The 25971-nt window shown below is 67.5% G+C and carries 24 protein-coding genes; 19 read left to right on the top strand and 5 right to left on the bottom strand.

Annotated elements, in window-relative coordinates; genetic code table 11:
- Positions 1 to 44: 44 nt before the first annotated feature.
- The 10 genes from HWX62_RS15770 to HWX62_RS15725 all read left to right on the top strand — a co-directional run bounded on the left by HWX62_RS15770 (position 45) and on the right by HWX62_RS15725 (position 9243).
- A complete protein-coding gene (locus tag HWX62_RS15770) occupies positions 45 to 1238 on the top strand; it encodes an ABC transporter permease (protein ID WP_244136052.1) in 1194 nt (397 codons plus the stop codon).
- On the top strand, positions 1235 to 2149 hold the full coding sequence (locus HWX62_RS15765; RefSeq protein WP_175927921.1) for an ABC transporter ATP-binding protein: 915 nt from the start codon (positions 1235 to 1237) through the stop codon (positions 2147 to 2149). The genes HWX62_RS15770 and HWX62_RS15765 overlap by 4 nt, the downstream gene beginning before the upstream one ends.
- Before the next feature lie 17 nt (positions 2150 to 2166).
- Entirely contained in the window at positions 2167 to 3096 is a 930-nt protein-coding gene (locus HWX62_RS15760; protein ID WP_175927920.1) for an MlaD family protein, read from the top strand.
- A 96-nt stretch (positions 3097 to 3192) separates the two neighbouring features.
- The gene (locus HWX62_RS15755) at positions 3193 to 3810 is read left to right on the top strand and encodes an ABC-type transport auxiliary lipoprotein family protein (protein ID WP_175985175.1); all 618 of its coding nucleotides are present in this window, start codon (positions 3193 to 3195) and stop codon (positions 3808 to 3810) included.
- A 43-nt stretch (positions 3811 to 3853) separates the two neighbouring features.
- Positions 3854 to 5005: a VanZ family protein gene (locus HWX62_RS15750; protein ID WP_175927918.1), complete on the top strand. Its 1152-nt coding sequence runs from the start codon at positions 3854 to 3856 to the stop codon at positions 5003 to 5005.
- A 155-nt stretch (positions 5006 to 5160) separates the two neighbouring features.
- The gene (locus HWX62_RS15745) at positions 5161 to 5478 is read left to right on the top strand and encodes a ferredoxin (RefSeq protein WP_045567109.1); all 318 of its coding nucleotides are present in this window, start codon (positions 5161 to 5163) and stop codon (positions 5476 to 5478) included.
- Positions 5479 to 5490: 12 nt separating this feature from the next.
- Positions 5491 to 6135, top strand: coding sequence for an alpha/beta hydrolase (locus HWX62_RS15740; RefSeq protein WP_175927917.1), 645 nt, complete (start codon positions 5491 to 5493; stop codon positions 6133 to 6135).
- Positions 6136 to 6649: 514 nt separating this feature from the next.
- Positions 6650 to 7960: a D-alanyl-D-alanine carboxypeptidase family protein gene (locus tag HWX62_RS15735; RefSeq protein WP_175927916.1), complete on the top strand. Its 1311-nt coding sequence runs from the start codon at positions 6650 to 6652 to the stop codon at positions 7958 to 7960.
- Between the two features lie 48 nt (positions 7961 to 8008).
- Positions 8009 to 8935, top strand: coding sequence for a D-amino acid aminotransferase (locus HWX62_RS15730; RefSeq protein ID WP_175927915.1), 927 nt, complete (start codon positions 8009 to 8011; stop codon positions 8933 to 8935).
- Positions 8935 to 9243 (top strand): YbeD family protein, encoded by a 309-nt coding sequence (locus tag HWX62_RS15725; protein ID WP_059451540.1) that lies wholly within the window; start codon positions 8935 to 8937, stop codon positions 9241 to 9243. The genes HWX62_RS15730 and HWX62_RS15725 overlap by 1 nt, the downstream gene beginning before the upstream one ends.
- Before the next feature lie 24 nt (positions 9244 to 9267).
- Here HWX62_RS15725 and HWX62_RS15720 read toward each other — a convergent pair whose 3' ends face one another.
- Complete coding sequence (locus HWX62_RS15720; RefSeq protein WP_175927914.1) at positions 9268 to 10257, bottom strand: transcriptional regulator GcvA; 990 nt, start codon at positions 10255 to 10257, stop codon at positions 9268 to 9270.
- Between the two features lie 103 nt (positions 10258 to 10360).
- On the opposite strand from HWX62_RS15720, the gene HWX62_RS15715 reads away from it, so the two are divergent.
- The 3 genes from HWX62_RS15715 to lipA all read left to right on the top strand — a co-directional run bounded on the left by HWX62_RS15715 (position 10361) and on the right by lipA (position 12503).
- Positions 10361 to 10687 (top strand): DUF2917 domain-containing protein, encoded by a 327-nt coding sequence (locus HWX62_RS15715; protein ID WP_175927913.1) that lies wholly within the window; start codon positions 10361 to 10363, stop codon positions 10685 to 10687.
- 84 nt (positions 10688 to 10771) lie between these two features.
- Positions 10772 to 11518, top strand: a complete 747-nt coding sequence (gene lipB / locus HWX62_RS15710) for a lipoyl(octanoyl) transferase LipB (RefSeq protein WP_175927912.1) — start codon at positions 10772 to 10774, stop codon at positions 11516 to 11518.
- Positions 11511 to 12503, top strand: coding sequence for a lipoyl synthase (gene lipA / locus HWX62_RS15705; RefSeq protein ID WP_006499067.1), 993 nt, complete (start codon positions 11511 to 11513; stop codon positions 12501 to 12503). The genes lipB and lipA overlap by 8 nt, the downstream gene beginning before the upstream one ends.
- A gap of 135 nt (positions 12504 to 12638) precedes the next feature.
- Here lipA and hpaB read toward each other — a convergent pair whose 3' ends face one another.
- Together hpaB and HWX62_RS15695 are read right to left on the bottom strand one after the other, a co-directional pair.
- The gene (gene hpaB, locus HWX62_RS15700) at positions 12639 to 14093 is read right to left on the bottom strand and encodes a 4-hydroxyphenylacetate 3-monooxygenase, oxygenase component (RefSeq protein ID WP_175927911.1); all 1455 of its coding nucleotides are present in this window, start codon (positions 14091 to 14093) and stop codon (positions 12639 to 12641) included.
- Positions 14094 to 14156: 63 nt separating this feature from the next.
- Entirely contained in the window at positions 14157 to 14570 is a 414-nt protein-coding gene (locus HWX62_RS15695) for a hypothetical protein (protein WP_175927910.1), read from the bottom strand.
- A gap of 822 nt (positions 14571 to 15392) precedes the next feature.
- On the opposite strand from HWX62_RS15695, the gene tauA reads away from it, so the two are divergent.
- The 3 genes from tauA to HWX62_RS15680 all read left to right on the top strand — a co-directional run bounded on the left by tauA (position 15393) and on the right by HWX62_RS15680 (position 18191).
- Positions 15393 to 16409: a taurine ABC transporter substrate-binding protein gene (gene tauA / locus HWX62_RS15690; RefSeq protein WP_175927909.1), complete on the top strand. Its 1017-nt coding sequence runs from the start codon at positions 15393 to 15395 to the stop codon at positions 16407 to 16409.
- Between the two features lie 40 nt (positions 16410 to 16449).
- Positions 16450 to 17247: an ABC transporter ATP-binding protein gene (locus HWX62_RS15685; protein ID WP_175927908.1), complete on the top strand. Its 798-nt coding sequence runs from the start codon at positions 16450 to 16452 to the stop codon at positions 17245 to 17247.
- Between the two features lie 71 nt (positions 17248 to 17318).
- The gene (locus tag HWX62_RS15680; RefSeq protein ID WP_244136046.1) at positions 17319 to 18191 is read left to right on the top strand and encodes an ABC transporter permease subunit; all 873 of its coding nucleotides are present in this window, start codon (positions 17319 to 17321) and stop codon (positions 18189 to 18191) included.
- 56 nt (positions 18192 to 18247) lie between these two features.
- Here the strand turns inward: HWX62_RS15680 and ggt are convergent, their stop codons facing one another.
- Together ggt and HWX62_RS15670 are read right to left on the bottom strand one after the other, a co-directional pair.
- Positions 18248 to 20122: a gamma-glutamyltransferase gene (gene ggt, locus HWX62_RS15675; protein WP_175927906.1), complete on the bottom strand. Its 1875-nt coding sequence runs from the start codon at positions 20120 to 20122 to the stop codon at positions 18248 to 18250.
- 95 nt (positions 20123 to 20217) lie between these two features.
- Positions 20218 to 21180, bottom strand: coding sequence for a LysR family transcriptional regulator (locus HWX62_RS15670; RefSeq protein ID WP_175927905.1), 963 nt, complete (start codon positions 21178 to 21180; stop codon positions 20218 to 20220).
- Positions 21181 to 21427: 247 nt separating this feature from the next.
- Between HWX62_RS15670 and HWX62_RS15665 the strand changes: the two genes are divergently transcribed.
- From HWX62_RS15665 to HWX62_RS15655, 3 genes are read left to right on the top strand one after another with little or no spacing between them, the layout of a single operon-like run.
- Positions 21428 to 23563, top strand: a complete 2136-nt coding sequence (locus HWX62_RS15665) for a 3-hydroxyacyl-CoA dehydrogenase NAD-binding domain-containing protein (RefSeq protein ID WP_175927904.1) — start codon at positions 21428 to 21430, stop codon at positions 23561 to 23563.
- Between the two features lie 29 nt (positions 23564 to 23592).
- On the top strand, positions 23593 to 24789 hold the full coding sequence (locus HWX62_RS15660) for an acyl-CoA dehydrogenase family protein (protein ID WP_175927903.1): 1197 nt from the start codon (positions 23593 to 23595) through the stop codon (positions 24787 to 24789).
- A 14-nt stretch (positions 24790 to 24803) separates the two neighbouring features.
- A complete protein-coding gene (locus HWX62_RS15655; RefSeq protein WP_175927902.1) occupies positions 24804 to 25952 on the top strand; it encodes an acyl-CoA dehydrogenase family protein in 1149 nt (382 codons plus the stop codon).
- Positions 25953 to 25971: the final 19 nt, after the last annotated feature.

Genomic DNA, 25971 nt, shown 5'->3' with positions numbered 1-25971 from the left:
CCGCCGCCCGCCGCTGCGCGTCCCGGGCCGGGCGCTCCCAGGAAATCCTCCCGTCGCGGCGTCGGGCGGTTCGCTACAATGGCCGCTGTCATCCTTTTGCAAACAACCTGCCCTTGGACTTCGAGACTCCTCCCGGCCTGTCGGTCGACGCCGGCGGCCAGGGCCAGACGGTGCGCCTCACCGGCCAGTGGACCGCGCTCGCGCTCGCGCGCAACCGGGGCGCCGTCGCGCGCCGCGTCGCGAGCATCGCCGCCGGGCGCGTGAGCGAATGGGATCTGTCCGGCATCGAGCGGCTCGACCACGTCGGCGGCCAGGCGCTGTGGCGCGTGTGGGGCCGCAAGCTGCCGCCCGGCGTCGCGCTGAGCGCCACGCAGCGCACGATCTTCGAGCGCATCGAGCGGCTCGACAGCGAACGCGAGGCGCCCGAGCGCGTGGTGCGCGTCGATCCCGTCACGCGGCTCGGCCTGGCGATCTTCGCGTTCGGCGAACACCTGCAGGGCGGCATCGCGATGTTCGGCCGCGTGATCCTCGATGCGTTGTCGGTGCTGCGCCGTCCGAAGACGATGCCGTGGAAGGAAACCTCGGCGAACATCTACAGCGCCGGCGCGCAGGCGCTGCCGATCACCGCGCTCGTCGCGTTCCTGATCGGCATCGTGCTCAGCTATCTGTCCGCGCAGCAGCTGCAGATGTTCGGCGCGAACCGCTACATCGTGAACATCCTCGGGCTGTCGGTGATCCGCGAGCTCGGCCCCGTGCTGTCGGCGATCCTCGTCGCGGGCCGCTCGGGCTCGGCGATCACCGCGCAGATCGGCGTGATGCGCGTGACCGAGGAACTCGACGCGATGCGCGTGATGGGCATCCCGCACGGGCTGCGGCTGATCCTGCCGCGCGTGCTCGCGCTCGGCGTCGCGATGCCGCTGCTCGTGATGTGGACCAACATCATCGCGCTGACGGGCGGCGCGCTCGCCGCGAAGCTGGTGCTCGGCATCGACATCAACTATTTCGTGCGCTCGCTGCCGGGCGTCGTGCCGATCGCGAACCTGTACATCGGCGTCGGCAAGGGCGTCGTGTTCGGCATGCTGATCGCGCTGGTCGCGTGCCATTTCGGCTTCCGGATCAAGGCGAATTCGCAGAGCCTCGGCGAAGGCACGACGACGTCGGTGGTGTCGTCGATCACGGTCGTGATCCTCGCCGACGCGGTGTTCGCGATCCTGTTCCAGAACGTGGGGCTCGGATGAACGCATCGAACGAAACGACCGCGCATGCCGCGGCCATCGGCGCCGGGTCGGTCGGCCCCCGGCCGGCGGCGGCCGCCGATACCGGCGACCTCGTGATCGAGGTGCGCAACCTGACCAAGCGCTACGGGCGCAACATCGTTCACCAGAAGCTCGATTTCGACGTGCGGCGCGGCGAGATCGTGTCGATCGTCGGCGGGTCGGGCTCCGGCAAGACGACGCTCGTGCGCCAGATTCTCGGCCTCGAGCGGCCGACGTCGGGCACGATCAAGGTGTTCGGCGAGGATACGTCGACGATCGACGACGCGAGCGCGCGGATGATGCGCACGCGCTCCGGGATGCTGTTCCAGCAGGGCGCGCTGTTCTCGTCGATGACGGTGTTCGACAACGTCGCGCAGCCGCTGCGCGAGCTCGGCCGCGTGCCGCCGGACCTGCTGCACGACATCGTGATGCTGAAGCTCGAGATGGTCGGGCTGCCGTGCAAGCACGCGTCCAAGATGCCGGCCGCGCTGTCGGGCGGGATGGTGAAGCGGGTCGGCATCGCGCGCGCGATCGCGCTCGAGCCCGAGCTGCTGTTCCTCGACGAGCCGACGGCCGGCCTCGATCCGCAGGCGTCCGACGAATTCGTCGAGCTGATCGCGACGCTGCACCGCACGCTCGGGCTGACCGTCGTGATGGTGACGCACGACCTCGACACGATGGTCGCGCTGTCGACGCGCGTCGCGGTGCTGGCCGACCGCAAGGTGCTGGTCGCGGCCCCCGTCGAGGAGGCCGCGAACGTCGACCATCCGTTCATCCACGAATATTTCCTGGGGCTGCGCGGGCGCCGCGCGTTGCAGGCGCTGCCGCCCGAGCGGCGCGCGAAGCTGCCGAAGGCGGCTCTCGAACCGGCGCTGTCGAGCGTCGAGCTGTAGAAGCAAGGAACCCGCGAATGGAAAACAAATCACATGCGTTCTGGGCCGGCCTGTTCACGATCGCGCTGACGCTCGCGATCGCGGGCACCGTGTTCTGGTTCAACGTCGACCGCACCGTGCGCGTGCCGTACGACCTGCTCGCGCGGACCAACGTGACGGGGCTGTTCCCGGACGCCGCCGTGCGCTTTCGCGGCCTCGACGTCGGCAAGGTGCAGTCGATCGGCTTCGATCGCGCGCATCCGGGCCAGATCCGGATCCGCATCCTCGTCGATCACGATGCGCCGATCACGCAGTCGACCTACGGCAGCCTCGGCTTCCAGGGCGTGACCGGCATCGCGTTCGTGCAGTTGGAGGATACGGGGCGCGATCTGTCGCCGCTGCCGTCGTCGCCGAAGGCGATCGCGCAGATCCCGATGCGGCCGAGCCTGTTCGACCAGATCCAGGAGCGCGGCGACGTGCTGCTGCGGCAGCTCGAGCTGGCCGCGAAGAGCGCGAACGCGCTGATGTCGCCCGAGATGCGCGAGCAGTTGCGCGCGACGGCCGAGAGCCTGCAGCACGCGGCCGACGGCGCCGCGACGCTGACGAAGCAGCTCGGCCCGGCCGTCACCGCGCTGCCGGAGACGATGCACGAGGTGAACCGCGCGATGGCGTCGGCGAACACGCTGCTGCAGCCGAACGGGCCGCTCGTGTCGAACCTGAACAAGGCCGGCACGGCCGCCGAGCAGGTCGGCGTCGCGCTGAACGACCTCAACGCGCGCGTGCAGTACGACACGCTGCCGCGCTTCAATGCGCTGGCGGGCAGCGTCGGCGACGCGTCGCGGCAATTGAAGGACGTCGCCGGCGAGCTCGGCCGCAACCCGCGCAGCCTGCTGTTCGGGTCGCCCGGCGCGGCGCCGGGGCCCGGCGAAGCGGGCTTCGTGTGGCCGGGCGCGACGGCCGGGAAGTGACGCACGGGACGCACGGCAGCAGTTGATCGATCGTCCGGCCGGGAGCGGCCGGACAAGACGCCCATCGAAACCGGAAACATCATGCAGGAATACGCCATGCCACGAATCCTTGACCGCGCGCTGCGCCCGGCCGCGGCCGCGCTGGCCGTGCTGACGCTCGCGCTGGCGGCCGGCTGCGCCGGCAACAGCGCGGTGCTGTCGAACATCCGCTACGACCTCGGGCCTGCGTCGTCGGTGACGAGCACCGGGTCGGGCCCCGCGCTGAAGGTGCTCGACGTCGTCGCGCCCGACGCGCTCGATTCGGACAAGTTCGCGTACCGCCTCGCGTACGCGGATGCGCAGCACGTGGCCGTCTATCGCGACAGCCGCTGGACCGCGCCGCCCGCGCAACTGCTCACGCAGCGGCTGCGCGGCGCGCTGTCGTCGCGCGGCGCGGTGCTCGAAGGCTCCGACGGCGTGCGGGCGCCGACCCTGAAGGTCGACCTGAACGAATTCGAACAGGTCTTCGACGGGCAGTCGCAAAGCCCGGTGACCGCACGCGCGACGCTGACGCTCGACGGCAAGGTGCTCGGCCAGCGCACGTTCGTCGCACGCGCGCCGTCGAGCACGCCGGACGCGGCGGGCGGCGCGCGTGCGCTCGCGGCGGCCAGCGACGAACTCGTGTCGCAGATCGCCGCGTGGGTCGGCGTGCAGGCGTACGCGGGCACGCCGTGACGCCCGACGCCCAGCCGCGATTGCATCCGCGATTGCATCCGCGATGAACGTGCCCGGCACGCATCGCGCGTCGCCGCTCGCGCGACAGGCGTTTGCCGCTTATGCGGCGCTGATCGTCTATGCGTCGCTGTATCCGTTCGAAGGCTGGGTGTCGCTCGGCATCGGTCCGCTCGATTACCTGTTCGCGCCGATGCAGCGGTACGTGACGGCGTTCGACGTGGTCACGAACGTGCTCGGTTATCTGCCGTTCGGCGCGCTCGGCGTGCTCGCGCTGCACCCGCGCTGGCGCGGCGTGGCCGCGACGCTGATCGCGGCCGGGCTCGGCGTGCTGCTGTCGGGCACGATGGAAGCGCTGCAGACGTACCTGCCGACGCGCGTCGCGTCGAATCTCGATCTCGGCGCCAACGCGCTCGGCGCACTGCTCGGCGCGGCGCTCGCCGCGCCGGCCACCGGCGCGCTGCTCGACCGCGGCGTGCTGCGCCGGCTGCGCTTCGCGTGGCTGGAGGCCGACGGGTCGACGCCGCTGCTGCTCGCCGCGCTGTGGCCGTTCGCGATCGTGTTTCCGTCACCGTTCCTGTTCGGCATCGGCGACTGGCCGGCCGCGCTGTGGGAGCGCGCCGACGCGTCGATGCAGGACGCGCTGCTCGCGTGGCTACCCGCTGCGTGGCACGTCAGCGGATGGCCCGAGCGGGTTGACGGCTGGCTGTCCGATTCCGCGTGGGAGGCCGTGCTCGGCGGGACGATGCTGTTCGCCGCACTGGCGATCGCGTCGCTCGCGATGCGCCCGCGCGCGCCGCGCATCCGGCTGCTCATCGCGCTGGTGGTCGCCACGCTCGCGCTGAAGGCCGCCGCGACGTTCATGCAGTCGACCACCGGCCTCGCCGTCGTGTGGGCGACGCCGGGCGCGCGGCTCGGCATCGAGCTCGGTTTCGCGGCGGCGCTCGTCGCGTTGCGCGTGCCGGCCACATGGCGCGCGCTGCTCGCGGCGCTCGCGCTGGTGGCCGGCGTCGCGCTCGTGAACCTGCTGCCGGTCAACCCGTTCTTCGATTTCACGCTGTCGGGCTGGCGCCAGGGCCGCTACGTGCACTTCAACAGCATCGCGCGCTGGCTCGCATGGGTCTGGCCCTACGCGGCGCTGATCTGGCTCGGCCAGCGCGTCGAACACGCGTGGCTGCCGGCCGCGCTGCGCCGCTGACGCGGCGGCCGAGGCCGTGCCGCGGCGGCCGTGCCGCGGGCAGCCGCGTGCGCCGGTCGCTATAATCGTCCGCATCCTCCGTTGCCGCCTCGCGCAACGGCAAACCATCGCCCCTCTTTTCCGCACGGCGTTGCGCCGGGCCGCTCGTCACCATCATGGATTCCTACTACCAGCACCACGTCTTCTTCTGCCTGAACCAGCGCGAACCGGGCGCCGAACGCCCGAGCTGCGCGCAATGCGATGCGCAGACCATGCAGGAATACGCGAAAAAGCGCGTGAAGGAACTCGGCCTCGCGGGGCCCGGCAAGGTCCGCATCAACAAGGCCGGCTGCCTCGACCGCTGCGAGGAAGGGCCGGTGATGGTCGTGTATCCGGAAGGCACGTGGTACACGTACGTCGATCGGGCCGACATCGACGAGATCGTCGAGTCGCACCTGCGCGACGGCAAGGTCGTCGATCGCCTGAAGATCTGAGCGGGCCGGCCGATGAACGTTCATACGCAGAAATCGCTGATCGCGGGCCCGGTCGGCCGGATCGAAATCGCGGTCGACCTGCCCGACGCCGTGCGCGAAGGCGGCGCCGCGCCGCGCGGCATCGCGCTCGTCGCGCATCCGCATCCGCTGTTCGGCGGCACGATGGACAACAAGGTCGCGCAGACGCTCGCGCGCACGCTCGTGCAGCTGAACTACGTCGTCTACCGGTCGAACTTCCGCGGCGTCGGCGCGACCGAAGGCGTGCACGACAACGGCACGGGCGAGGCCGACGACCTGCTCGCGGTGCTCGCGCACATGCGCGCGCAGCCCGCGTATGCGGACCTGCCGCTCGTGCTCGCAGGCTTTTCATTCGGCACCTTCGTGCTGTCGCACGTCGCGAAGCGGCTGCGCGACGCGGGCGAGACGATCGAGCGGATGGTGTTCGTCGGCACGGCCGCGAGCCGCTGGCAGGTGGCCGACGTGCCCGAGAACACGCTCGTGATCCACGGCGAAACCGACGACACGGTGCCGATCGCATCGGTGTACGACTGGGCGCGGCCGCAGGAGCTGCCGGTCGTCGTGATCCCCGGCGCCGAGCATTTCCTCCATCGCAAGCTGCACGTGCTGAAGCGCATCATCGTCGACGCTTGGCGCTAGCAGGCGGCCGCCGGCGCGAGCGCCGGCGGCCGTGCCGCGTACCGGCGCCCGGCCGGGTGATGCGCGATCTTTCCCGACACTTCACGCGACATCGCACCGCATCGTGCGGTGCGGCGCCTGCCGCACGGCGGCGCAACGCCGCTTGCACACCACTTGCGCGCCGCTTGCGCACGCCGTCGCGCGGCGTCGAGCACGCGTGCCTGCCGCCTCCCCGCGCCATGCTCGCGCGGCCGCCGGGCGGGCGTGTGCCGCCAGCTTCGCGAAAACGCCGTTCGCGGCCACGTATAATGGCCGCATTCCGCGTTGCCCGCGGCCCGGCTGGGCCCATGCGGCGCTCGTTTCGCCGCCTGTCCGCCCGCTCGCGACGGCCGCGAACCGAACGCGCCCGCACGAGTCCAACCGGCGCGTTTCGCGTCGCCCGACGGTGTCGGGCGAGCGCCCGAAACGCCCGCCGCCTTGCCGTTCAACCCTGCGCGTTTCGCACCGCACTTTCTGCCATCAGCCTGAATCGATCATGCGTCTGTCTTCCCAAGGCCTCAAGTCCCTCGCTTCCTCCATCGCCTTCGGCACCGCCGCGCGCAACGTCGCGCTCGGCGTGATGCTGCCCGTCGCACTCGCGTCGACGATCGTCGTCGCCGAGGCGAAGCCGGCCGCCAAGGCCAAGGCCGCGCATGCGGCGCCGGCCGCCGAGCAGTTCACCGGCGCGCCCGCGACCTACATGCCGGGCGCGGTGCCGCCGCCGGGCGTGAACGCGCGCTCGTGGGTGCTCGTCGACGCGACCAGCAACACGGTGCTCGCATCGGGTAATGCGGACGAACGCGTCGAGCCGGCGTCGCTGACGAAGCTGATGACCGCGTACCTCGTGTTCGAGGCGCTCGACAAGAAGAAGATCTCGATGGAGCAGATCGTCACGCCGAGCGAGGCCGTGCGCCGCGTCGGCCGCGACGAGTCGCGCATGTTCATCGAGGCGAACAAGCCGGTGTCCGTGCACGACCTCGTGTACGGGATGATCATCCAGTCGGGCAACGATGCCGCGATCGCGCTGGCCGAGCTCGTCGGCGGCAGCGAAGGGCAGTTCGTCACGATGATGAACGACGAGGCGGCGCGCCTCGGCATGAAGGGCACGCACTTCGCCGACGTGAACGGCATGCCCGATCCGAACCACTACACGACGGCCGGCGACCTCGCGAAGCTGTCCGCGCACCTGATCCGCGATTTTCCGCAGTACTACGGCATCTTCTCGGAGAAGGAATTCAAGTACAACAACATCCGCCAGGGCAACCGCAACCGTCTGCTGTGGCTCGACCCGACGGTCGACGGCCTGAAGACCGGCCATACGCAGGCGGCCGGTTACTGCCTGATCGCATCGGCCAAGCGCGCGATTCCGGGCGTCGACGGCCAGCGGCGTCTCGTGTCGGTGATGATGGGCGAGCAGAAGGAAAACGACCGCACGCAGGACAGCATGAAGATGCTGAACTACGGCTACAGCGCGTTCGATTCGGTGCGCCTGTTCAAGGGCGGCCAGGCGATCTCGACGCCGCGCGTCTACAAGGGCAAGGACAACACCGTGCAGGTCGGCGTGAAGGGCGACCAGTGGGCGACCGTGCCGCGCGGCCTCGGCGACAAGGTCAAGACCGAAGTCGACGTCAACGCGCCGCTGATCGCGCCGCTCGCGGAAGGCCAGCAGGTCGGCACCGTGAAGATCGTCGCCGACGGCAAGACGCTGTCCGAATTCCCGGTCGTCGCGCTGCAGGCCGTACCGGAAGCGGGTATCTTCGGACGTATCTGGGACTCGATCCTGCTGATGTTCAGCAAGAAGAAGTAAGCACGACGGGCCTTTGTTTTCACGACTTCATCCCCATCTTTCATAGCCATGAGCCAAGCCGAATTCGAACCGATCGTCTACCTCAGCGTGTCGTCGCAGGAGGAACTGGTGCCGCTGTCCGAAGCCCGCGTGCCGGTGCTCGACCGCGGGTTCATCTTCGGCGACGGCGTGTATGAAGTCGTCCCCGTTTATGCGCACGACGGCGCGCACGTGCCGTTCCGGATCGAGCAGCACCTGGAGCGGCTCGCGCGCAGCCTGAAGAAGATCGGCATCGACAACCCGCACGATGCGGCGGGCTGGCGCGCGCTGATCGAGCGGCTGGTCGCGGCGAATGCCGAAGGCCTCGGCGACGGCAATGCGCTCGTGTACCTGCAGGTGACGCGCGGCGTCGCGAAGCGCGGCCACGCGTTCCCGGCGAACGCGGTGCCGACGGTGTTCGCGATGACGAGCCCGCTGCGCCTGCCGTCGGCAGAGGAGCGCGCGAAGGGCGTGCGCTGCGTGACGGCCGAGGATCGCCGCTGGCTGCATTGCGACATCAAGTCGATCTCGCTGCTCGGCAACGTCCTGATGGCGCAGCATGCGGCCGAACGCGACGCGTTCGAGACGATCCAGCTGCGCGACGACAACGTGACCGAAGGCTCGTCGTCGAACGTGTGGATCGTGAAGAACGGCGAACTGATCGCGCCGCCGCGCAGCAACAAGATCCTCGAAGGGATCCGCTATGCGCTGGTCGAGCAACTGGCCGAGGAATGCGGGATCCGGTTCGTCGCGCGCGAGATCAGCGAGGCCGAGCTGCGCGCCGCGGACGAAATCATGATCACGTCGGCCACGAAGGAAATCCTGCCTGTTACGTCGCTCGACGATCTGCCCGTGCAGGGCGGCCAGCCGGGCCCCGTGTTCGCGGCGTTGTACGACGCGTACCAGCGTGCGAAGGCACGCGAGTTTGAACAGTTTGACCTAACCCGGAGAAAGTGATGAGCGAACCGACCAAAACCATCGAGGTCACCGGCGCGATCGATGCCCGGAAGGAGTCGCTGCTGGAATTCCCGTGCGACTTCCCGATCAAGATCATGGGCAAGGCGCATCCCGAATTCAAGGACACGATCTTCAAGGTCGTCGCGGTTCACGACAACGAGATCGACGTCGAGAAGATCGAGGAGCGCGCATCGAGCGGCGGCAATTACACGGGCCTCACGATCACCGTGCGCGCGACGAGCCAGGAACAGCTCGACAACATCTACCGCGCGCTGACCGGCCATCCGATGGTCAAGGTCGTGCTCTAAGGGCCCGTTCCCGCGGTCCGGGGATCAGCGCAAACGGCCGCTGATCCCTTTCCATCCTCCCTCCAGCGCGCACTCGGCCGGGCATTTGCCCGCCGCGCGCCGCGCATCCAGCTCGTCGCACAGCCGCTTGTATTCGGCCACTTCCTCGAACAGCCAGGTCCGGAACGCCTGTACGCGCGGCGTGTTCAGCAGCGGCGGCGGGCACACGAAAAAATAGTGCCACGGGCTCGGCCCGTCGATGTCGAACAGGCGCACGATGCGCCCGTCGAGCAGGTCGTGCACCGCGAGCGAGCGGCGCACCAGCGCGATGCCCTGGCCCTCGATCGCGGCCAGCAGCAGGTTCGACGAATCCTGGTAAAGGATCCCCCGTTTCGGCTCGGTCAGCGTATCGAGCCCGGCCGCGTCGAACCACGGCCGCCACAGCTCGTCGTCCGAGCGCAGCAGCGGGTAGTGCGCGAGATCGGCGGGCGTTTGCGGCAGCTTGCCGCCGTTCAGCGTCGGCGCGCACGCCGGAAAGAACACTTCCTCGATCAGCGGCTCCACGTGGAGCCCCGGATAGTTGCCGAAGCCGAAGCGGATCGCGAGATCGACGTCGTCGCGTGCGAAATCGGTGAGCGAGTTGGTCGACTGCAGCTCGACGTCGATTTCCGGATGCCGTTCGATGAACGTGCCGATGCGCGGCGTGATGAAGCGCGCGGCGAACGACGACAGCATCGACACCACCAGCCGCCGGTCGCGGTCGCTCGCGCGCACGTCGCGCGTCGCGTCGGCGATCACCATCAGCGCGGTGCGGATCTGCTGCGCGTAGCGCATGCCGGCGTCGGTCAGGCACAGCCGCTTGCCGTTGCGCGTGAACAGCTGCACGCCGAGCTCTTCCTCGAGCGCGCGCACCTGGTGGCTGACCGCGCCGTGGGTGACGAACAGCTCGTCGGCGGCACGCGAGAAGTTCTCGTGGCGGGCGGCGGCTTCGAACGCGCGAATCGCGTTCAGCGCCGGGAGCTGGCGGAGGTCCATTTGCTAATTTTCCTCACATCGACGTGAAAATTGGTCGTTTGGTCGGACGCCTTTGAATGACTACGATTGTAGCCATCGAAGCACTTTTTTGGCGGAGTCGATCATGCAAGAAATTTCTTCAAGCATCACGTTTGAAATTCCCGCGGGCGAGACCGTGCCGATGAAGGTGCAACGCAGCACGCGGCTGACCGTCCAGTGCGGGCCGGTCTGGGCGACGCGCAGCAACGACGTCGACGACTACTTCCTGGTCGACGGCGAGACGCTCAAGCTGCGTCGCGGCGAGCGGCTGTGGCTGAGCGCGGAAAGCCGCGAGGGCGCGTGCGTCGCGTTCTCGGTGTCGCGGCCGCCGAAGGAGGTGGCGCTCGGCGGGCTGACCCGGCTGCGCGAACGCGTGAGCGCGCTGTTCCACGACGGCTGGCGTACCGTCTGACCCTCGTTTCATCCGACGGATACCGGCGATCCGTCCCTCTGCCCAGGCCGGCGAGACCCACGGGTTTTCGGTAAACTACCGCCCATGTCCGTTTCGCCGGTTTCCATCGTGTCCACGCCTGTCGCCGTTTCCGCATCGCCCGCCGGAGCCCCGGATCAGCCGGTCACCGTGCGGTGGCGGGGCCGCGAGGCGTACGAGGCGAGCTTCGACGCGATGCGCGCGTTCACCGACACGCGTACGGCCGACACCGGCGACGAGATCTGGGTGGTCGAGCATCCGCCCGTCTACACGCTCGGCCAGGCCGGCGACCCGGCGCACCTGCTGGTGGCCGACAGCGGCGTGCCGCTCGTGAAGGTCGACCGCGGCGGGCAAATCACCTACCACGGCCCCGGCCAGATCGTCGTCTACCTGCTGCTGGACCTGCGCCGGCGCAAGCTGATGGTGCGCACGCTCGTGACGAAGATCGAGGAGGCCGTGATCGAGACCCTCGCGGCGTATAATCTCGCTTCGGTCCGCAAGGCGGGCGCGCCGGGGATCTACGTGGCATCCGGCCTGCACGAGGGCGCGAAAATCGCGGCCCTCGGCCTGAAGATCCGTAACGGCTGCAGCTATCACGGGCTGAGCCTGAACGTGAAGATGGATCTGCGCCCCTTTCTTGCGATCAACCCGTGCGGCTATGCCGGACTGGAAACCGTCGACATGGCGAGCCTCGAGGTTGCCGCCGACTGGAACGACGTCGCCCACACGCTGGTGCGCCGTCTGATCGCCAACCTCGACGGCGCACCCGCGGCCGCCGACACGCCGCACGCACTGGAACAATCGAATGACTGACGTTACCGCTTCTCCCGCACCGGCCGATACGGCCGCGACCCCTGCCTACGATCCGACCGCCAAGCAGAAGGCGCAGGCGAAGACGGCACGCATTCCGATCAAGGTCATTCCGATCGAAAAGCTGAAGAAGCCCGAGTGGATTCGCGTGAAGGCGGCCACCGGCAGCTCGCGTTTCAACGAGATCAAGACGATCCTGCGCGAGCACAACCTGCACACGGTGTGCGAGGAAGCGAGCTGCCCGAACATCGGCGAATGCTTCGGCAAGGGCACCGCGACGTTCATGATCATGGGCGACAAGTGCACGCGCCGCTGCCCGTTCTGCGACGTCGGCCACGGCCGTCCCGATCCGCTCGACGCGGATGAACCGAAGAACCTCGCGCGCACGATCGCCGCGCTCAAGCTCAAGTACGTGGTGATCACGAGCGTCGACCGCGACGACCTGCGCGACGGCGGTGCCGCCCACTTCGTCGAGTGCATCCGCGAAGTGCGCGAGCAGTCGCCGGACACGCGCATCGAGATTCTGACGCCGGACTTCCGCGGCCGTCTCGACCGCGCGATCTCGATCCTGAACGCGGCACCGCCCGACGTGATGAACCACAACCTCGAAACGGTGCCGCGCCTGTACAAGGAAGCGCGCCCGGGTTCGGATTACGCGCACTCGCTGAAGCTCTTGAAGGACTTCAAGGCGCTGCATCCGGACGTCGCGACGAAGTCGGGCCTGATGGTCGGCCTGGGCGAAACCGAAGAGGAAATCCTGCAGGTGATGCGCGACCTGCGCGCGCACGACGTCGACATGCTGACGATCGGCCAGTACCTGCAGCCGTCCGAGCACCACCTGCCGGTGCGCGCGTACGTGCATCCGGATACCTTCAAGATGTACGAGGAAGAGGCGTACAAGATGGGCTTCACGCACGCGGCCGTCGGTGCGATGGTGCGTTCGAGCTATCACGCCGATCTGCAGGCGCATGGGGCCGGGGTGGTCTGAGCGCTCGCTGACGCTCAATGAATAAAAAACCCGCGACGCGGGTTTTTTATTCGGTTTTTGTTTCAATGTCCCGAGAACAGCTATTTCTGGCGGTCCAGGCATTAAATAATCAGGTGCGAGAAATTGGGATGCTTTTCACGAACGCGCCAGAAATGCTTTGACCCGGTTCATTGCCTCGGAGCAGTCCTTTTCTCTAAACAGGCGCGACGCCATCTGGGCAGGGTCACCGAAGAAGAAGCGCTCATATAGGATTTGGCGCCCGCCAAATGCCGAGATCGCTGTGTCCCACGCTAACCGGTATAGTGCGATCCGATCGTAGGCATCCATGCGGGCTGCCTCGTAATAGCGTCTGATGTCCGCGGCAAGCGGTCCATTGAGAGATATCGTGGACGGCATCGACACGAGACCGCTGGCTCCCAGTTGCTGAATGATCTCGACCATTCTGGGATAGAGGCGAGGATACAGATTTCTAGCAGCGTCAAGCGGATCCCAAGCCGGAACGAGCATCCCGAAAGCGTTATTATGGGCACCGGCTTCGGCCGCATACCTGAAGGCCTTCAAAGTTTCAAGGTTGACCCAGACTTCGGCCATTTTTTCATGAACGTGCTGAAATCTTTCAAATCCCGATCCTTCGATCATCAGGGAGACAAGACCGAGGAGAAACTCGGTCTTGACGATATTCTTGCAAACTACTTGATAAGCCATGTGCGCGGTCGCACCGGTGGCCATGTAGGCCATATTGCAAATGTCGATATCTCGATAGCAAAAGACGCGTTCCCACGGAACAAACACATTGTCGAAGATCGCGACCGCGTCCATTTCCTCGAATCGGGCGCTAAGCGGGTGATCCGCAGCGCCGAATCCGTAATCGACCGAGTCGCGGCAGACGAAGCGCAGGCCGGGCGTCGCAGTCGGGAGTGCGCAGCCAAATGCATATGACTTTGACTGGTCAGAATGATCCATCAAGCGCGCGGGAAAGAGCGCGATCTCGTCGGCGAATGGCAGAGTCGCCAGCAGACGTGCGCCGCGTATCACGATGCCGTCATCTCGTTCCTCGCACACGTGAGTGGCAACCGCCGCATCAACCTGGAATGCTGGACCGACCAGGCGGTCCGGGCGTGGATTGAGCACCGTGTGGGTCAGCGACAGGTCGTTTTCGCGAATGAAATCATGGTACCGGATCGCATTTACGCCATATGCTCGATCGGAGGCACCGAACAATGCCGCGCTTCCTGAGAAAGAGGATATCGCGCGATTCAGATACGCGGGTTCGCGCCCGAGCATCCCCATGCTGTATTGGGCGCTATGCTGAAGAGCGTTGCCGAGCGAAACAAGGTCTGACGCGGCGCGGGGAATGCCGAACGAGCGATTGACCGTCGTACCTCTGGGGCCCGTCTCAAGCAGGATTTCCTCAGCGTCCCATTGGTAATCGTAGAGCCCGGCCAAGGTTGCCACCCCGTTTTTGAATGCCGGATCGATGATAACGTCGGTGACCCGCACACCGCGATGCCAGATTTCGGCAGGATGTTTGCGCAAGCGCTGAATAACATCGGCGCTGCGTCGAGCACCAGAAAATTGGGGCGAGCTCATCAATGAATCATTCATGTTTATCAGGGGCATAGGTAGACGATTGCAGGAAGCGTCGACGCATTGCTATGCGCGATTCGGTTGATCTGTTGTTGTTCGGCCTTCTCGATCCTTTTCGTCATAGCAAAGCGCTGCTATTTGCCACCGATCGTCGAAGATTAACCATAGCTCCAGAAAATCAAACGCAGTAAGTATTCTTCCGTCACGTCGCATCGAGCCCGTGCCGGAAAACGACGCCCATTGTTGTTTTTGCGTGATTTCTGTAATTTCGTCGTGAACACGCAGGCCGAAATTTCGCCAAGTTTTCTCGGAAAGATGTCGTTGTATATAGGATATTTGCTGGGATTTCGTCAGTATCCTATTTCCTCGTTTTATGAAGAAATGACTGCTTTCCACAAAATTAAGCTGGTCGATGTCGCCGTTCATGTAGGCGTCGATCCAAACGTCCCTCATTTGCGATAAACTGTATTTGAGTTTCATGAAATTTTTTTTGGGCTGAAGGTCTCGTTTGGCGGAGTTATTGATCTTTGGTGCTTATTTGATAATTCGGGAGATTGAACGTGATGCTATCGTTTCGGTATTTGGCGAGTTCCGTTGGGAAGCGAAAAGGTAGGTCATCTGTATTGGAAGATGGGCTGGGTGAGTGCATCGGAATTGCGTTTTCCATGATTCCTCGCAATGTTGCGCTGTGCGCAACTTTGTGTGTGATTTTTGTCGGATCGAGTGTCAAACGATTATTCGTTTGATATGGAAAACTAACGTTTACTTCGTTGAATTGATATGGGATTTGTACGAAATATTACCTGGCAAGATGGCGGTACGCGTCAGGTGATATTTGAACTGGATTGGCGATCTAATCGAGACATTCGATCTGGAAGCTAGGAATTTTCCAGAAAATCTTAAATCGAGCTCGAGTTTTATGTTAAAGGTCCCAGAATTTACGTTCTGGTCTGGCCTGTCTCGCGAGTCATCGCGTTCTTCCTCGTTGCCCTCGTATGAGAGGGGGCGTCAACCGCGGTTAGTTGACGTGATAGATGAAGATGCACGGCCTCGGTATCCACACGTGTCCAACAGCACCGCTGAGGCTCCGGCGATTGTTTCTATCGTCGATTCGGAGGAGAGCTTGCAGTCCATATCTCCACATATTAATCGACGCTCAATCGACCATCGCATTCAATAAAGCATGGAAAGCAAAGCTGAAACGGCATCGATAGCTTCGCAGGATAAGTTCGCTCCCGCCGCGCGCAAAGCTCGTAAAGTCGGCTCTCCCGCAGCAATGCCCGCATTCCGAAGGAGAGCCGCATGCCCCGTTTCAGCTTCATCCGCCGCGCCGTCGTCGCGCTGACCGCCTTTGCCGCGCTCGGCGCGGCGCACGCCGAATCGCGCGAGGTCGTGATCGCGTACCAGGACATGGTCGTGCCGTGGCGCTACGCGCAGGCGAGCGGGGAAGTCGAAAAGGCGACCGGCTACAAGGTCACGTTCCGCAAGCTCGACAGCGGCGCCGACGTGATCCGCGCGCTCGCGTCGGGCTCCGTGCAGCTCGGCGAAGCCGGGTCGAGCCCGATCGCGGCCGGCCTGTCGCAGGGGCTCGACATTTCGCTCTTCTGGGTGCTCGACAACATCAACGACGCCGAGGCGCTCGTCGCGCGCAACGGCTCGGGCGTGACCAGCATCGCCGCGCTGAAGGGCAAGAAGATCGGCGTGCCGTTCGTGTCGACGTCGCACTTCCATACGCTCGTCGCGCTGCAGGCCGCGGGCGTCAATCCGAACGACGTGAAGATCGTCAACCTGCGCCCACCCGAAGTCGCGGCCGCCTGGACGCGCGGCGACATCGACGCGACCTATATCTGGGATCCGGTGCTCGCGAAGGTCAAGCAGTCGGGCACCGTGCTGACGACGTCCGGCCAGGTTGCGAAAGAAAGTGGCAAGGCGACCTTCGACGGCTTCGTCGTGAGCCGCAAGTTCGCGCGCGAGAACCCCGAGTTCGTCACGCGCTTCGTGAAGGTGCTCGCGGCGGCAGACGCCGACTACCGCGCGCATGCGGCGGCGTGGAAGGTCGGCTCGCCGCAGGTCGCGGCGGTCGCGAAGGTGTCGGGCGCGAACGCGCAGGACGTGCCGGCCAGCCTCGCGCTCTACGCGTTCCCGACGGCGGCCGAGCAGGCATCGCCGACGTGGCTCGGCGGCGGCGCGCAATCGGGCGCCGCGAAGTCGCTCGCGGCCACCGCCGCGTTCCTGAAAACGCAAGGCACGATCCAGACGGTGCTCGCCGACTATTCGGCCGGCGTCGATCCGCAGTTCGTGCAGAAGGCCGCGCGCTGAGCGTGGCCACTCAGCCCACTCGTCGCGGAGCCCTTCGGTCATGAGCACGCTGGAAGTCCGTCAGGTATCGGTCGCCTATCCGGGCGAGCGCGGCAGGCCGACGACGCAGGCGCTCGCGCGCGTCGACCTGCGCATCGAGTCCGGTGAATTCGTCGTCGCGCTCGGTGCGTCCGGGTGCGGCAAGACGACACTGCTGAACTGCATGGCCGGCTTCGTCGCGCCGACGACGGGCGACGTGCGCGTCGACGGCGTGCCGGTCGCGGGCCCTGGCGCCGATCGCGGCGTCGTGTTCCAGAAATATGCGCTGCTGCCGTGGCTCGACGTGCTCGACAACGTCGCGCTCGGGCTGCGCTTCGCGCGCGTGTCGAAAGCCGAGCGCGAAGCACGGGCGCGCGAGATGCTCGCGCTCGTCGGTCTCGAGCGCCATGCGCATGCGCGCGTGTATGAACTCTCCGGCGGGATGCAGCAGCGCGTCGGCATCGCGCGTGCGCTCGCGAGCGACCCGCGCGTGCTGCTGATGGACGAGCCGATGGGCGCGCTCGACGCGATGACGCGCGGCACGATGCAGGCGCTCGTGCTCGACGTGTGGGCGCGCACCGGCAAGACGGTGTTCTTCATCACGCACGATGTCGAGGAGGCGTTGTTCCTCGCGACGCGTCTCGTCGTGATGACGCCGGGCCCCGGTCGCATCGCGGACACCTTCGAGCTGCCGTTCGCGCGCCGCTACGTCGAATCGCGCGATGCGCGGGCAGTGAAGTCGTCGCCGGATTTCATCGCGTGGCGCGAGCGGCTGATCGCGTACCTGCATCGCGACGAAGCGGTCGCGGAGCCCGCGTGACGAGCGAACTCGCGCGGCACGGCGTGGCCGTCGGGCGCGGCCGGAACAGCACTTTGCACAGGCAGGACAGCATGAGTACACAGGATTCGTGGACGGCCGATCGCGCGGCCGCCGGTTTCGAACAGGACGATCGCACGCCGCCTGGGGCGGCGGCGCGCCGTTACCGGTTGCCGGGGCAGGGAAAGACGGCCGGGCTGAGCGTCGCGACGATCGCGTCGCTTGCCGTGCTGTGGTGGGTCGCGACGCATTTTCAGTGGCTGCCGCCGCTGTTCCTGCCCGCGCCCGAAGCGGTGTGGACGGCCTTCGTCGACGCATGGCACGGCCGTATCCAGGGCGGCCTGCCGCTGTCCGAGCATCTGTTGTGGAGCGCCGCGCGCGTGTTCGGCGCGTTTGCGTTCGCCACCGCGATCGGCGTGCCGGCCGGCATCCTGATGGGCGTGAGCCGCATCGCACGCGGCGTGCTCGATCCGCTGCTGGAGTTCTATCGACCGCTGCCGCCGCTCGCGTACCTGCCGCTCGTCGTGATCTGGTTCGGCATCGACGAGACGGCGAAGCTCGTCGTGATCTTCCTCGCGTGCTTCGCACCAATCGCGATGGCCGCGCGCGCCGGCGTGCGTGCGGCAACCGTCGAGCAGATCAACGCCGCGTATTCGCTCGGTGGCAGCTTCGCGCAGATCGTGCGGCATGTCGTGCTGCCGGCCGCGCTGCCGGAGATCCTCACCGGGCTGCGGATCGCGATCGGGTTCGGCTGGACGACGCTCGTCGCGGCCGAGATGGTCGCCGCGACGGCCGGGCTCGGGCAGATGGTGCTCAATGCATCGAGCTTCCTGCGCACCGACATCGTCGTGATGGGCATCCTGATCATCGGCGCGATCGCGTGGCTGTTCGATCTCGCGATGCGCTGGATCGAGCGGCGGGTGGTGCCGTGGAAGGGGCGGGGGTGACGTGACGCCGGCGTCACGGGCCACGCGTACGCGCTACCCGTGCCCGCCGGCCGCGCTCAATCCCCCATCGCCACGCCTTCGCGGCGCGGATCCGCGCCGCCGAACCACACCGTCTGCCCCTGCACGTTCAGCCGCTGGATCCCTTGCAACCCGGAGTTCATCTCGACGACCTGCAGGTCGTGCCCGCGCCCCTTCAACCCGTCGACGAGCGCGTCCGACACGCGGCCGCGTTCCAACTGCGTCGGCCCGTTCATCGACCCGAAGTTCGGCAGCGCGATCGCCTGCTGCATCGTCATGCCCCAGTCGAGCACGCCCACCAGCGTCTTCGCGACGTGATTGATGATCGCGGGGCCGCCGGCCGAGCCGACGATCATCGTGACCTGCTTCGTCTTCTTGTCGAACACGAGTTCCGGCGACATCGCCGAGCGCGGGCGCTTGCCCGGCTGCACGCGGTTCGCGACCGGGCGGCCGTTGTCGTTCGATACGAACGAGAAATCGGTGAGCTGGTTGTTCAGCATGAAGCCGCGCACCATCAGCCGCGAACCGAACGCATCCTCGATGCTGGTCGTCATCGACAGCGCCTGGCCATAGCGGTCGACGATCGCGATGTCGGAGGTCGACGGCAGTTCGGGGCTGCGGTCGTCGGCCATCGCGAGCGTCGCGCCCTGCGGCGTGCCGGCCTGGGCGACGCCCATGCTGGTGTCGCCGATCAGCCGCGCGCGCTGCGCGAGATAGGTCTTGTCGGTGAGGCTCGCCCAGTTGCCGCCGGGCAGCGGCACGAAATCGGGATCGGCCGCGTAGCGGGCGCGGTCCGCATACGCGAGGCGCCCGGCTTCGCTGAACAGGTGCGCGGCGAACGGCGTCGGCTCGTAGCCGACCTCGTTGCGCACCGGCTTCTGCGCGCCGATCTGCTGCCAGTCGGGCATCGCTTCGAGAATGCCGAGCATCTGCGCGATCGCGAGGCCGCCCGACGACGGCGGCGGCATCCCGCACACGATCGAGCGCCGGTAGTCGGCGCACAGCGGCGCGCGCACCTTCGCCTTGTAGCGGGCGAGATCCTGCAGCGACAGCAGCCCCGGGTTGGTCGGGTGCCTGCGCACCTTCGTGACGATGTCGCGCGCGATCGCGCCGGTGTAGAACGCATTCGCGCCGCGCTCGGCGACCTGGCGCAGCACGGTCGCGAGCGCCGGGTTCTTCAGCACCGTGCCGGCGGCCTTCGGCGTGCCGTCCGCGTTGTAGAAGTACGCGCGGGCGGCCGGGTCGTTCTTCAGGTACTTGTCGTTCGCGATCAGCATCGCCAGGCGCGGGCTGATCGTGAAGCCGCGCTCGGCGAGCCGGATGGCCGGCTGGAACAACCGGCGCCACGGCAGCCGGCCGTGCGCGCGATGCGCGGCGTCGAGCATGCGCAGCACGCCCGGCGTGCCGACCGAGCGCCCGCCGACGACGCCCTCGTAGAAGCTCATCGGCTGGCCGGTCGGCCCGTAGAACAGCCGGTCGGTCGCGGCGGCCGGCGCCGTTTCGCGGCCGTCGTATGCCTGCGTCGCGTTGCCGTCGAAGTACAGCATGAACGCGCCGCCGCCGATGCCCGACGACTGCGGCTCGACGAGCGCGAGCACCATCTGCGTCGCGATCGCCGCGTCGATCGCGGTGCCGCCGGCCTTCAGCATCTCGTACCCGGCCTGCGCGGCAAGCGGGTTCGCGGCCGCGATCATGAAGTGCTGCGAGGTCCAGCCCGGCTTGTCCGTCCAGCCGGACGACAGCTCGGGCGCGTGAACGCCCGGCAGCGGGACGGCCGCGCCCGATGCGGCGGCGACCGCGACGACGGCGCCCGACGGCGCGGACGGGGACGTGCAGCCGGCGTTGAACGCGATGAGCGCGACGGCGGCGAGCAGCGTCCAGGGACGCGAATGCGGACGAATCCGGTCGAACATTGAACCCTCGGCAGCAGTGAATTCGCGGGAGACGGCGGCGTTGATATCGACGTTGAGGTCGGCGCGGGCGCAGCGGCGCTGCCCGCTCCGGCGCGCTATTGTCGCCGCGCGCCCGGCGGCTTGTCATCCGACAGGAAACCCTGACGTATCCCGCCCGGCCCGCCCCGGCCGGTCTTTCCGGCCTGTTCGAGGATGAACTCTATGAACGTCGACGTCGCGCGCGTGTGGTGGCGGTTCGGCATGTACAGCATGTACATGTGCGTGCCGAAGATGCTGAGCCGGTACGCGTCGAGCGACGTGACGACGGCGCCGCGCCGCAGGTCGTCCTGCATCACGTAGTCGGGCACGATGCCGACGCCGATCCCCGCGAGGATCGCCTGGCGCAGGAACAGGAAGTTCTCCGAAATCAGCGTCGGTTCGAGCAGCACCTCGTGGCGTTCGTCGCCGAGATACGCGGCGATGCGAAGCTGCCGGCCCAGCACCGTCGCGGTGACGACCGGCGCGGCGGCCAGCGCGCCGAGGCTCGCCGGCATCCCGTGCGCGGCCGCGAACGCTGGCGACGCGCACGCGACGTAGCGCACCGCGCCCATGTCGCGCGCGACGAGGTTCTGCGGCGGCTCGGACATCACGCGAATCGCGATGTCGACTTCGTCGCGCATCAGGTCCTCCACGCGATTCTCGAACACGACGTCGAGCACGATGCCCGGATGCAGCCGCTTGAACGCGAGCAGCCATTCGGACATCACCATCTGCCCGTAGCCGCTCGGCACCGACAGCCGCACGCGTCCCTGCAGGTCCTGGCCGAGCGTCGTCACCGATTCCTGCGCGGCGAGCAGTTCGTTGCGGATGCGCCGGCCGTGCTCGTACAGCTTCAGCCCGATCTCGGTCGGCTCGATGCGGCGCGTCGTACGCCGCACGAGCTGCTGGCCGATCGAGCGCTCAAGCTGGTTCAGCCGGTAGCTGACGTTCGCCCGGCTCATCTTGAGCCGCTGCGCAGCCTTGCTGAGATTGCCGGCGTCGAGGATCTCGACGAGCAGCGTCAGCGCGTTCAGGTCCATCCGGGGTGTCTCCTGATCCGTCCCGCTTAACGGTCCGAAACGGTCCGAAAGCATTCAATGTCAAGTCAGACTTGACAGCTTGTAAAAGCCCTCGGGAATTGTCAATGAATCTCGATCAATCGAGAATCCAGTCATGCCCGGCGACCACGCCGGATCGTTTCCCGCCGCGCGGGACCACGCTCGCGAACCGGCGCCGCCCGCCGGGCGAGCGGTCCCGTCCGCCCGGCGCACCGCACCTGGAGACACGATGAATTCAACCGCTTTCCCCGCAACATCGGCCGCCGGCCCCGTCACGCGCGAACGGCGCGACAAGGTGCTCGTCGTCACGGTCGACCATCCGCCCGTCAACGCGCTGTCCGCCGACGTGCGGCGCGGCCTCGCCGATGCGATCGATGCCGCGCAGGCCGACGACGCGATCCGCGCGGTGCTGATCGTCGGCGCCGGCCGCAACTTCATCGCGGGCGCCGACATCCGCGAATTCGGCAAGCCGCCGGTGCCGCCGTCGCTGCCCGACGTGTGCGAGCGGATCGAGTCGAGCGCGAAGCCGGTCGTGGTCGCGCTGCACGGCGCGACGCTCGGCGGCGGCCTCGAGGTCGCGCTGGCCGCGCATTACCGGCTCGCGGTGCCCGGCGCGAAGCTCGGGCTGCCGGAGGTGACGCTCGGCCTGCTGCCCGGCGCGGGCGGCACGCAGCGCGCGCCGCGCCTGATCGGCGCGAAGGCCGCGCTCGACCTGATGCTGACGGGCCGCCATGCGAGCGCCGAGGAAGCGCTCGCGCTCGGCCTCGTCGATCGCGTCGCGCACAGCGACGACACGCTCGCCGAAGGGCTCGCGTACGCGCAGGAACTCGTGTCGCTCGGCGCGCCCGTGCGCCGTACGCGCGACGCGCAGGGCCTGGCCGACCGCGCGGCCGCGCAGGCCGCGATCGACGCGGCGCGCGCGGAATTGCCGAAAAAGTCGCGCGGCCTGTTCTCGCCGGCGAAGATCGTCGACGCGGTCGAGGCCGCGCTCACGCAGCCGTTCGACGCGGGGATGAAGCTCGAACGCAGCCTGTTCCTGCAGTGCGTCGACAGCCCGCAGCGCGCGGGCCTCGTGCACGCGTTCTTCGCGGAACGCGAAGCGGCGAAGGCGCCCGAGGCGCGGCGCGCGAGCGCGCGGCCGGTCGAGCGGATCGGCGTGGTCGGCGGCGGCACGATGGGCGCGGGCATCGCGGTCGCGGCGCTCGACGCCGGGCTGCCGGTGACGATGATCGAGCGCGACGACGCGTCGCTCGCGCGCGGCCGCGCGCACGTCGAGAAGGTGTACGACGGCCTCGTCGCGAAGGGCCGGATGACGCCGGCCGCGCACGCGGCGCGCCTGGCTCGCTTCAAGGGCAGCACGTCGTACGACGCACTCGCGCAGGCCGACGTCGTGATCGAGGCCGTATTCGAGGACATGGCCGTCAAGCAGGCCGTATTCGCCGAACTCGCCCGCGTGTGCAAGCCGGGCGCGGTGCTCGCGACCAACACGTCGTATCTCGACATCGACGAAATCGCCGCGAGCATCGACCGGCCGGCCGACGTGATCGGCCTGCATTTCTTCTCGCCGGCCAACGTGATGAAGCTGCTGGAGATCGTCGTGCCGAAGCGCGTGAGCGCGGACGTCGTCGCGACCGCGTTCGCGCTCGCGAAGCAACTGAAGAAGACGCCGGTGCGCGCGGGCGTGTGCGACGGCTTCATCGGCAACCGGATCCTCGCCGTCTATCGCACTGCGGCCGACTACCTGATGGAAGACGGCGCGTCGCCGTACCAGATCGATCGCGCGGTGCGCGAGTTCGGTTTCCCGATGGGCCCGTTCCAGGTGGTCGACCTCGCGGGCGGCGACATCGGCTGGGCGACCCGCAAGCGCCGCGCGGCCACGCGCGATCCGAACGCGCGCTACGTCGAGATTTCGGACCGGCTGTGCGAGCGCGGCTGGTTCGGCCAGAAGACCGGCCGCGGCTACTACCTGTATCCGGACGGCGCGCGCATCGGCACGCCCGACCCGGAAGTCGACGCGATCGTCGCGGCGGAACGCGCGAAGAAGGGCGTCGCGCCGCGCACATTCACCGACGACGAGATCCTGCGCCGCTACCTCGCCGCGATGATCAACGAAGGCGCGAACGTCGTGCACGAGCAGATCGCGCTGCGCCCGCTCGACGTCGATGCGGTGTTCCTGCACGGCTACGGCTTCCCGCGCTATCGCGGCGGCCCGATGCACTACGCGGACACGGTCGGCCTCGCGAACGTGCTCGCCGACATCCGCGCATTCGCGAAGGAAGACCCGCTGTTCTGGAAGCCGTCGCCGCTGCTCGTCGATCTCGTCGCGCGCGGCGCGGATTTCGCGAGCCTGAACCGCGTCGACTGAACGCCCACCGCATTTGCCACGGACCGAAGATGGACCTGAATTTCACTCCCGAAGAGGAAGCCTTTCGCGCTGAAGTGCAGCGCTTCCTCGCCGCCGAACTGCCGGCGCGCACCGCGCGCAAGGTGAAGGGCGGCCTGCATCTCACGCGCGACGACATGCGCGAATGGCACGCGATCCTCAACGCACGCGGCTGGCTCGCGAGCCACTGGCCGCGCGAATACGGCGGCCCCGGCTGGAGCGTCGCGCAGAAGTTCCTGTTCGACAACGAATGCGCGCTCGCCGGCGCGCCGCGCATCGTGCCGTTCGGGGTGAACATGCTCGGCCCCGTGCTGATCAAGTACGGCAGCGACGCGCAGAAGCGCCACTGGCTGCCGCGCATTCTCGACGGCACCGACTGGTGGTGCCAGGGGTACTCGGAGCCGGGCGCCGGCTCCGATCTCGCGTCGGTGAAGACGAGCGCGGTGCGCCACGGCGATCACTACGTCGTGAACGGCCAGAAGACGTGGACCACGCTCGGCCACTACGCGAACATGATCTTCTGCCTCGTGCGCACCGCGACGGACGTGCGCAAGCAGGAGGGCATCAGCTTCCTGCTGATCGACATGAATACGCCGGGCGTCGACGTGCGCCCGATCATCACGCTCGACGGCGAGCACGAGGTGAACGAGGTGTTCTTCACCGACGTGCGCGTGCCGGTCGAGAACCTCGTCGGGGAAGAGAACCGCGGCTGGACCTACGCGAAATACCTGCTCACGTACGAGCGCACCAACATCGCGGGGATCGGCTTCTCGACCGCCGCGCTCGACCGGCTGCGCGCGGTGGCCGCGAAGGTCGCGAAGAACGGCCGGCCGCTGGCCGACGATCCGTTCTTCGCGGCGCGGCTTGCCCGCGTCGAGATCGAACTGGAAAACATGCGCACGACCAACCTGCGCGTGCTGGCCGCGGTCGCGGGCGGCGGCGTGCCGGGCGCGGAAAGCTCGATGCTGAAGATTCGCGGCACGCAGATCCGCCAGGAAATCACCGCGCTGATGCGGCGCGCGATGGGGCCGTACGCGCAGCCGTTCGTCGACGATGCGCTCGACGCCGACTACGACGGCGAACCGGTCGGCCCCGACGAAGCCGCGAGCGCCGCGCAGCAGTACTTCAACAACCGCAAGCTGTCGATCTTCGGCGGCTCGAACGAGATCCAGAAGAACATCATCGCGAAGATGATGCTCGGGCTGTAACGAGGGACGCGACGATGGATTTCCAGCACACAGAAGACCGCCGGATGCTGGCGGACACGTTGAACCGCTTCATCGCCGAACAGTACGCGTTCCCGGTGCGCGATCGCATCGCGCAGTCGGCCGACGGCTTCGACCGCGCGATGTGGCAGCGTTTCGCCGAACTCGGCACGGTCGGCGCGCTGTTCGCCGAAGCGGACGGCGGCTTCGGCGGCGCGGGCTTCGACATCGCCGTGGTGTTCGAATGCCTCGGGCGCGGGCTCGTCGTCGAGCCGTTCCTCGGCGCGCTGCTCGCGGGCCGCGCGCTCGCGCTCGCCGGCGGCGATGCGCATCGCGACCGGCTCGCCGCGCTGATCGACGGCAGCGCGAGCGCCGCGTTCGCGCACGACGAGCCGGGTTCGCACTATGAGCTGACGACCGTGCGCACGCGCGCCGAACGCGCCGGCGACGGCTGGGTGCTGACGGGCGCGAAGGGCGTCGTCGACCAGGCCGCGCAGGCGGCGTTCTTCGTCGTCAGCGCGCGCGTGTCGGGTCGCGACGACGACGCGGCCGGCATCGGCCTGTTCGTCGTGCCGGCCGATGCGCCGGGCGTGTCGCTGCGCGACTACCGGAAGATCGACGGCGGCCGCGCGGCCGAAGTGCGCTTCGAGCATGTCGCGTTGCCGGCCGATGCGGTGCTCCGCGTGCCGGGCAGCGACGGTGACGACGAAGCGGGCGCCGCACTGCTCGAACGCGTGCTCGGCTACGGGCTGCTCGCGCTGTCGGCGGAAGCGCTCGGCGCGATGGACGTCGCGAAGGAACACACGCTCGACTACCTGCGCACGCGCAAGCAGTTCGGGTTGCCGATCGGCAGCTTCCAGGCGTTGCAGCACCGGATGGCCGACCTGCTGCTGGAAGTCGAGCAGGCGCGCTCGGCCGTGATCAACGCGGCCGCGCAGCTCGACGCGCCGCGCGCGGTGCGCGAGCGCGCGCTCGCGGCGGCGAAGTACAGCATCGGCCGGATCGGCACGCTCGTCGCCGAGGAAAGCATCCAGCTGCACGGCGGGATCGGGATGACGTGGGAGCTGCCGCTGTCGCACTACGCGAAGCGGCTCGTGATGATCGATCACCAGCTCGGCGACGAGGATCACCATCTCGCGCGCTACATCGCGCTGTCGAAACAGTAAGGGCGCAAACGCGAATGGA

Source organism: Burkholderia sp. BCC0506 (genome assembly GCF_902833145.1).
Taxonomy (GTDB): domain Bacteria; phylum Pseudomonadota; class Gammaproteobacteria; order Burkholderiales; family Burkholderiaceae; genus Burkholderia.
This window is presented reverse-complemented; position numbering and strand designations above follow the sequence as displayed.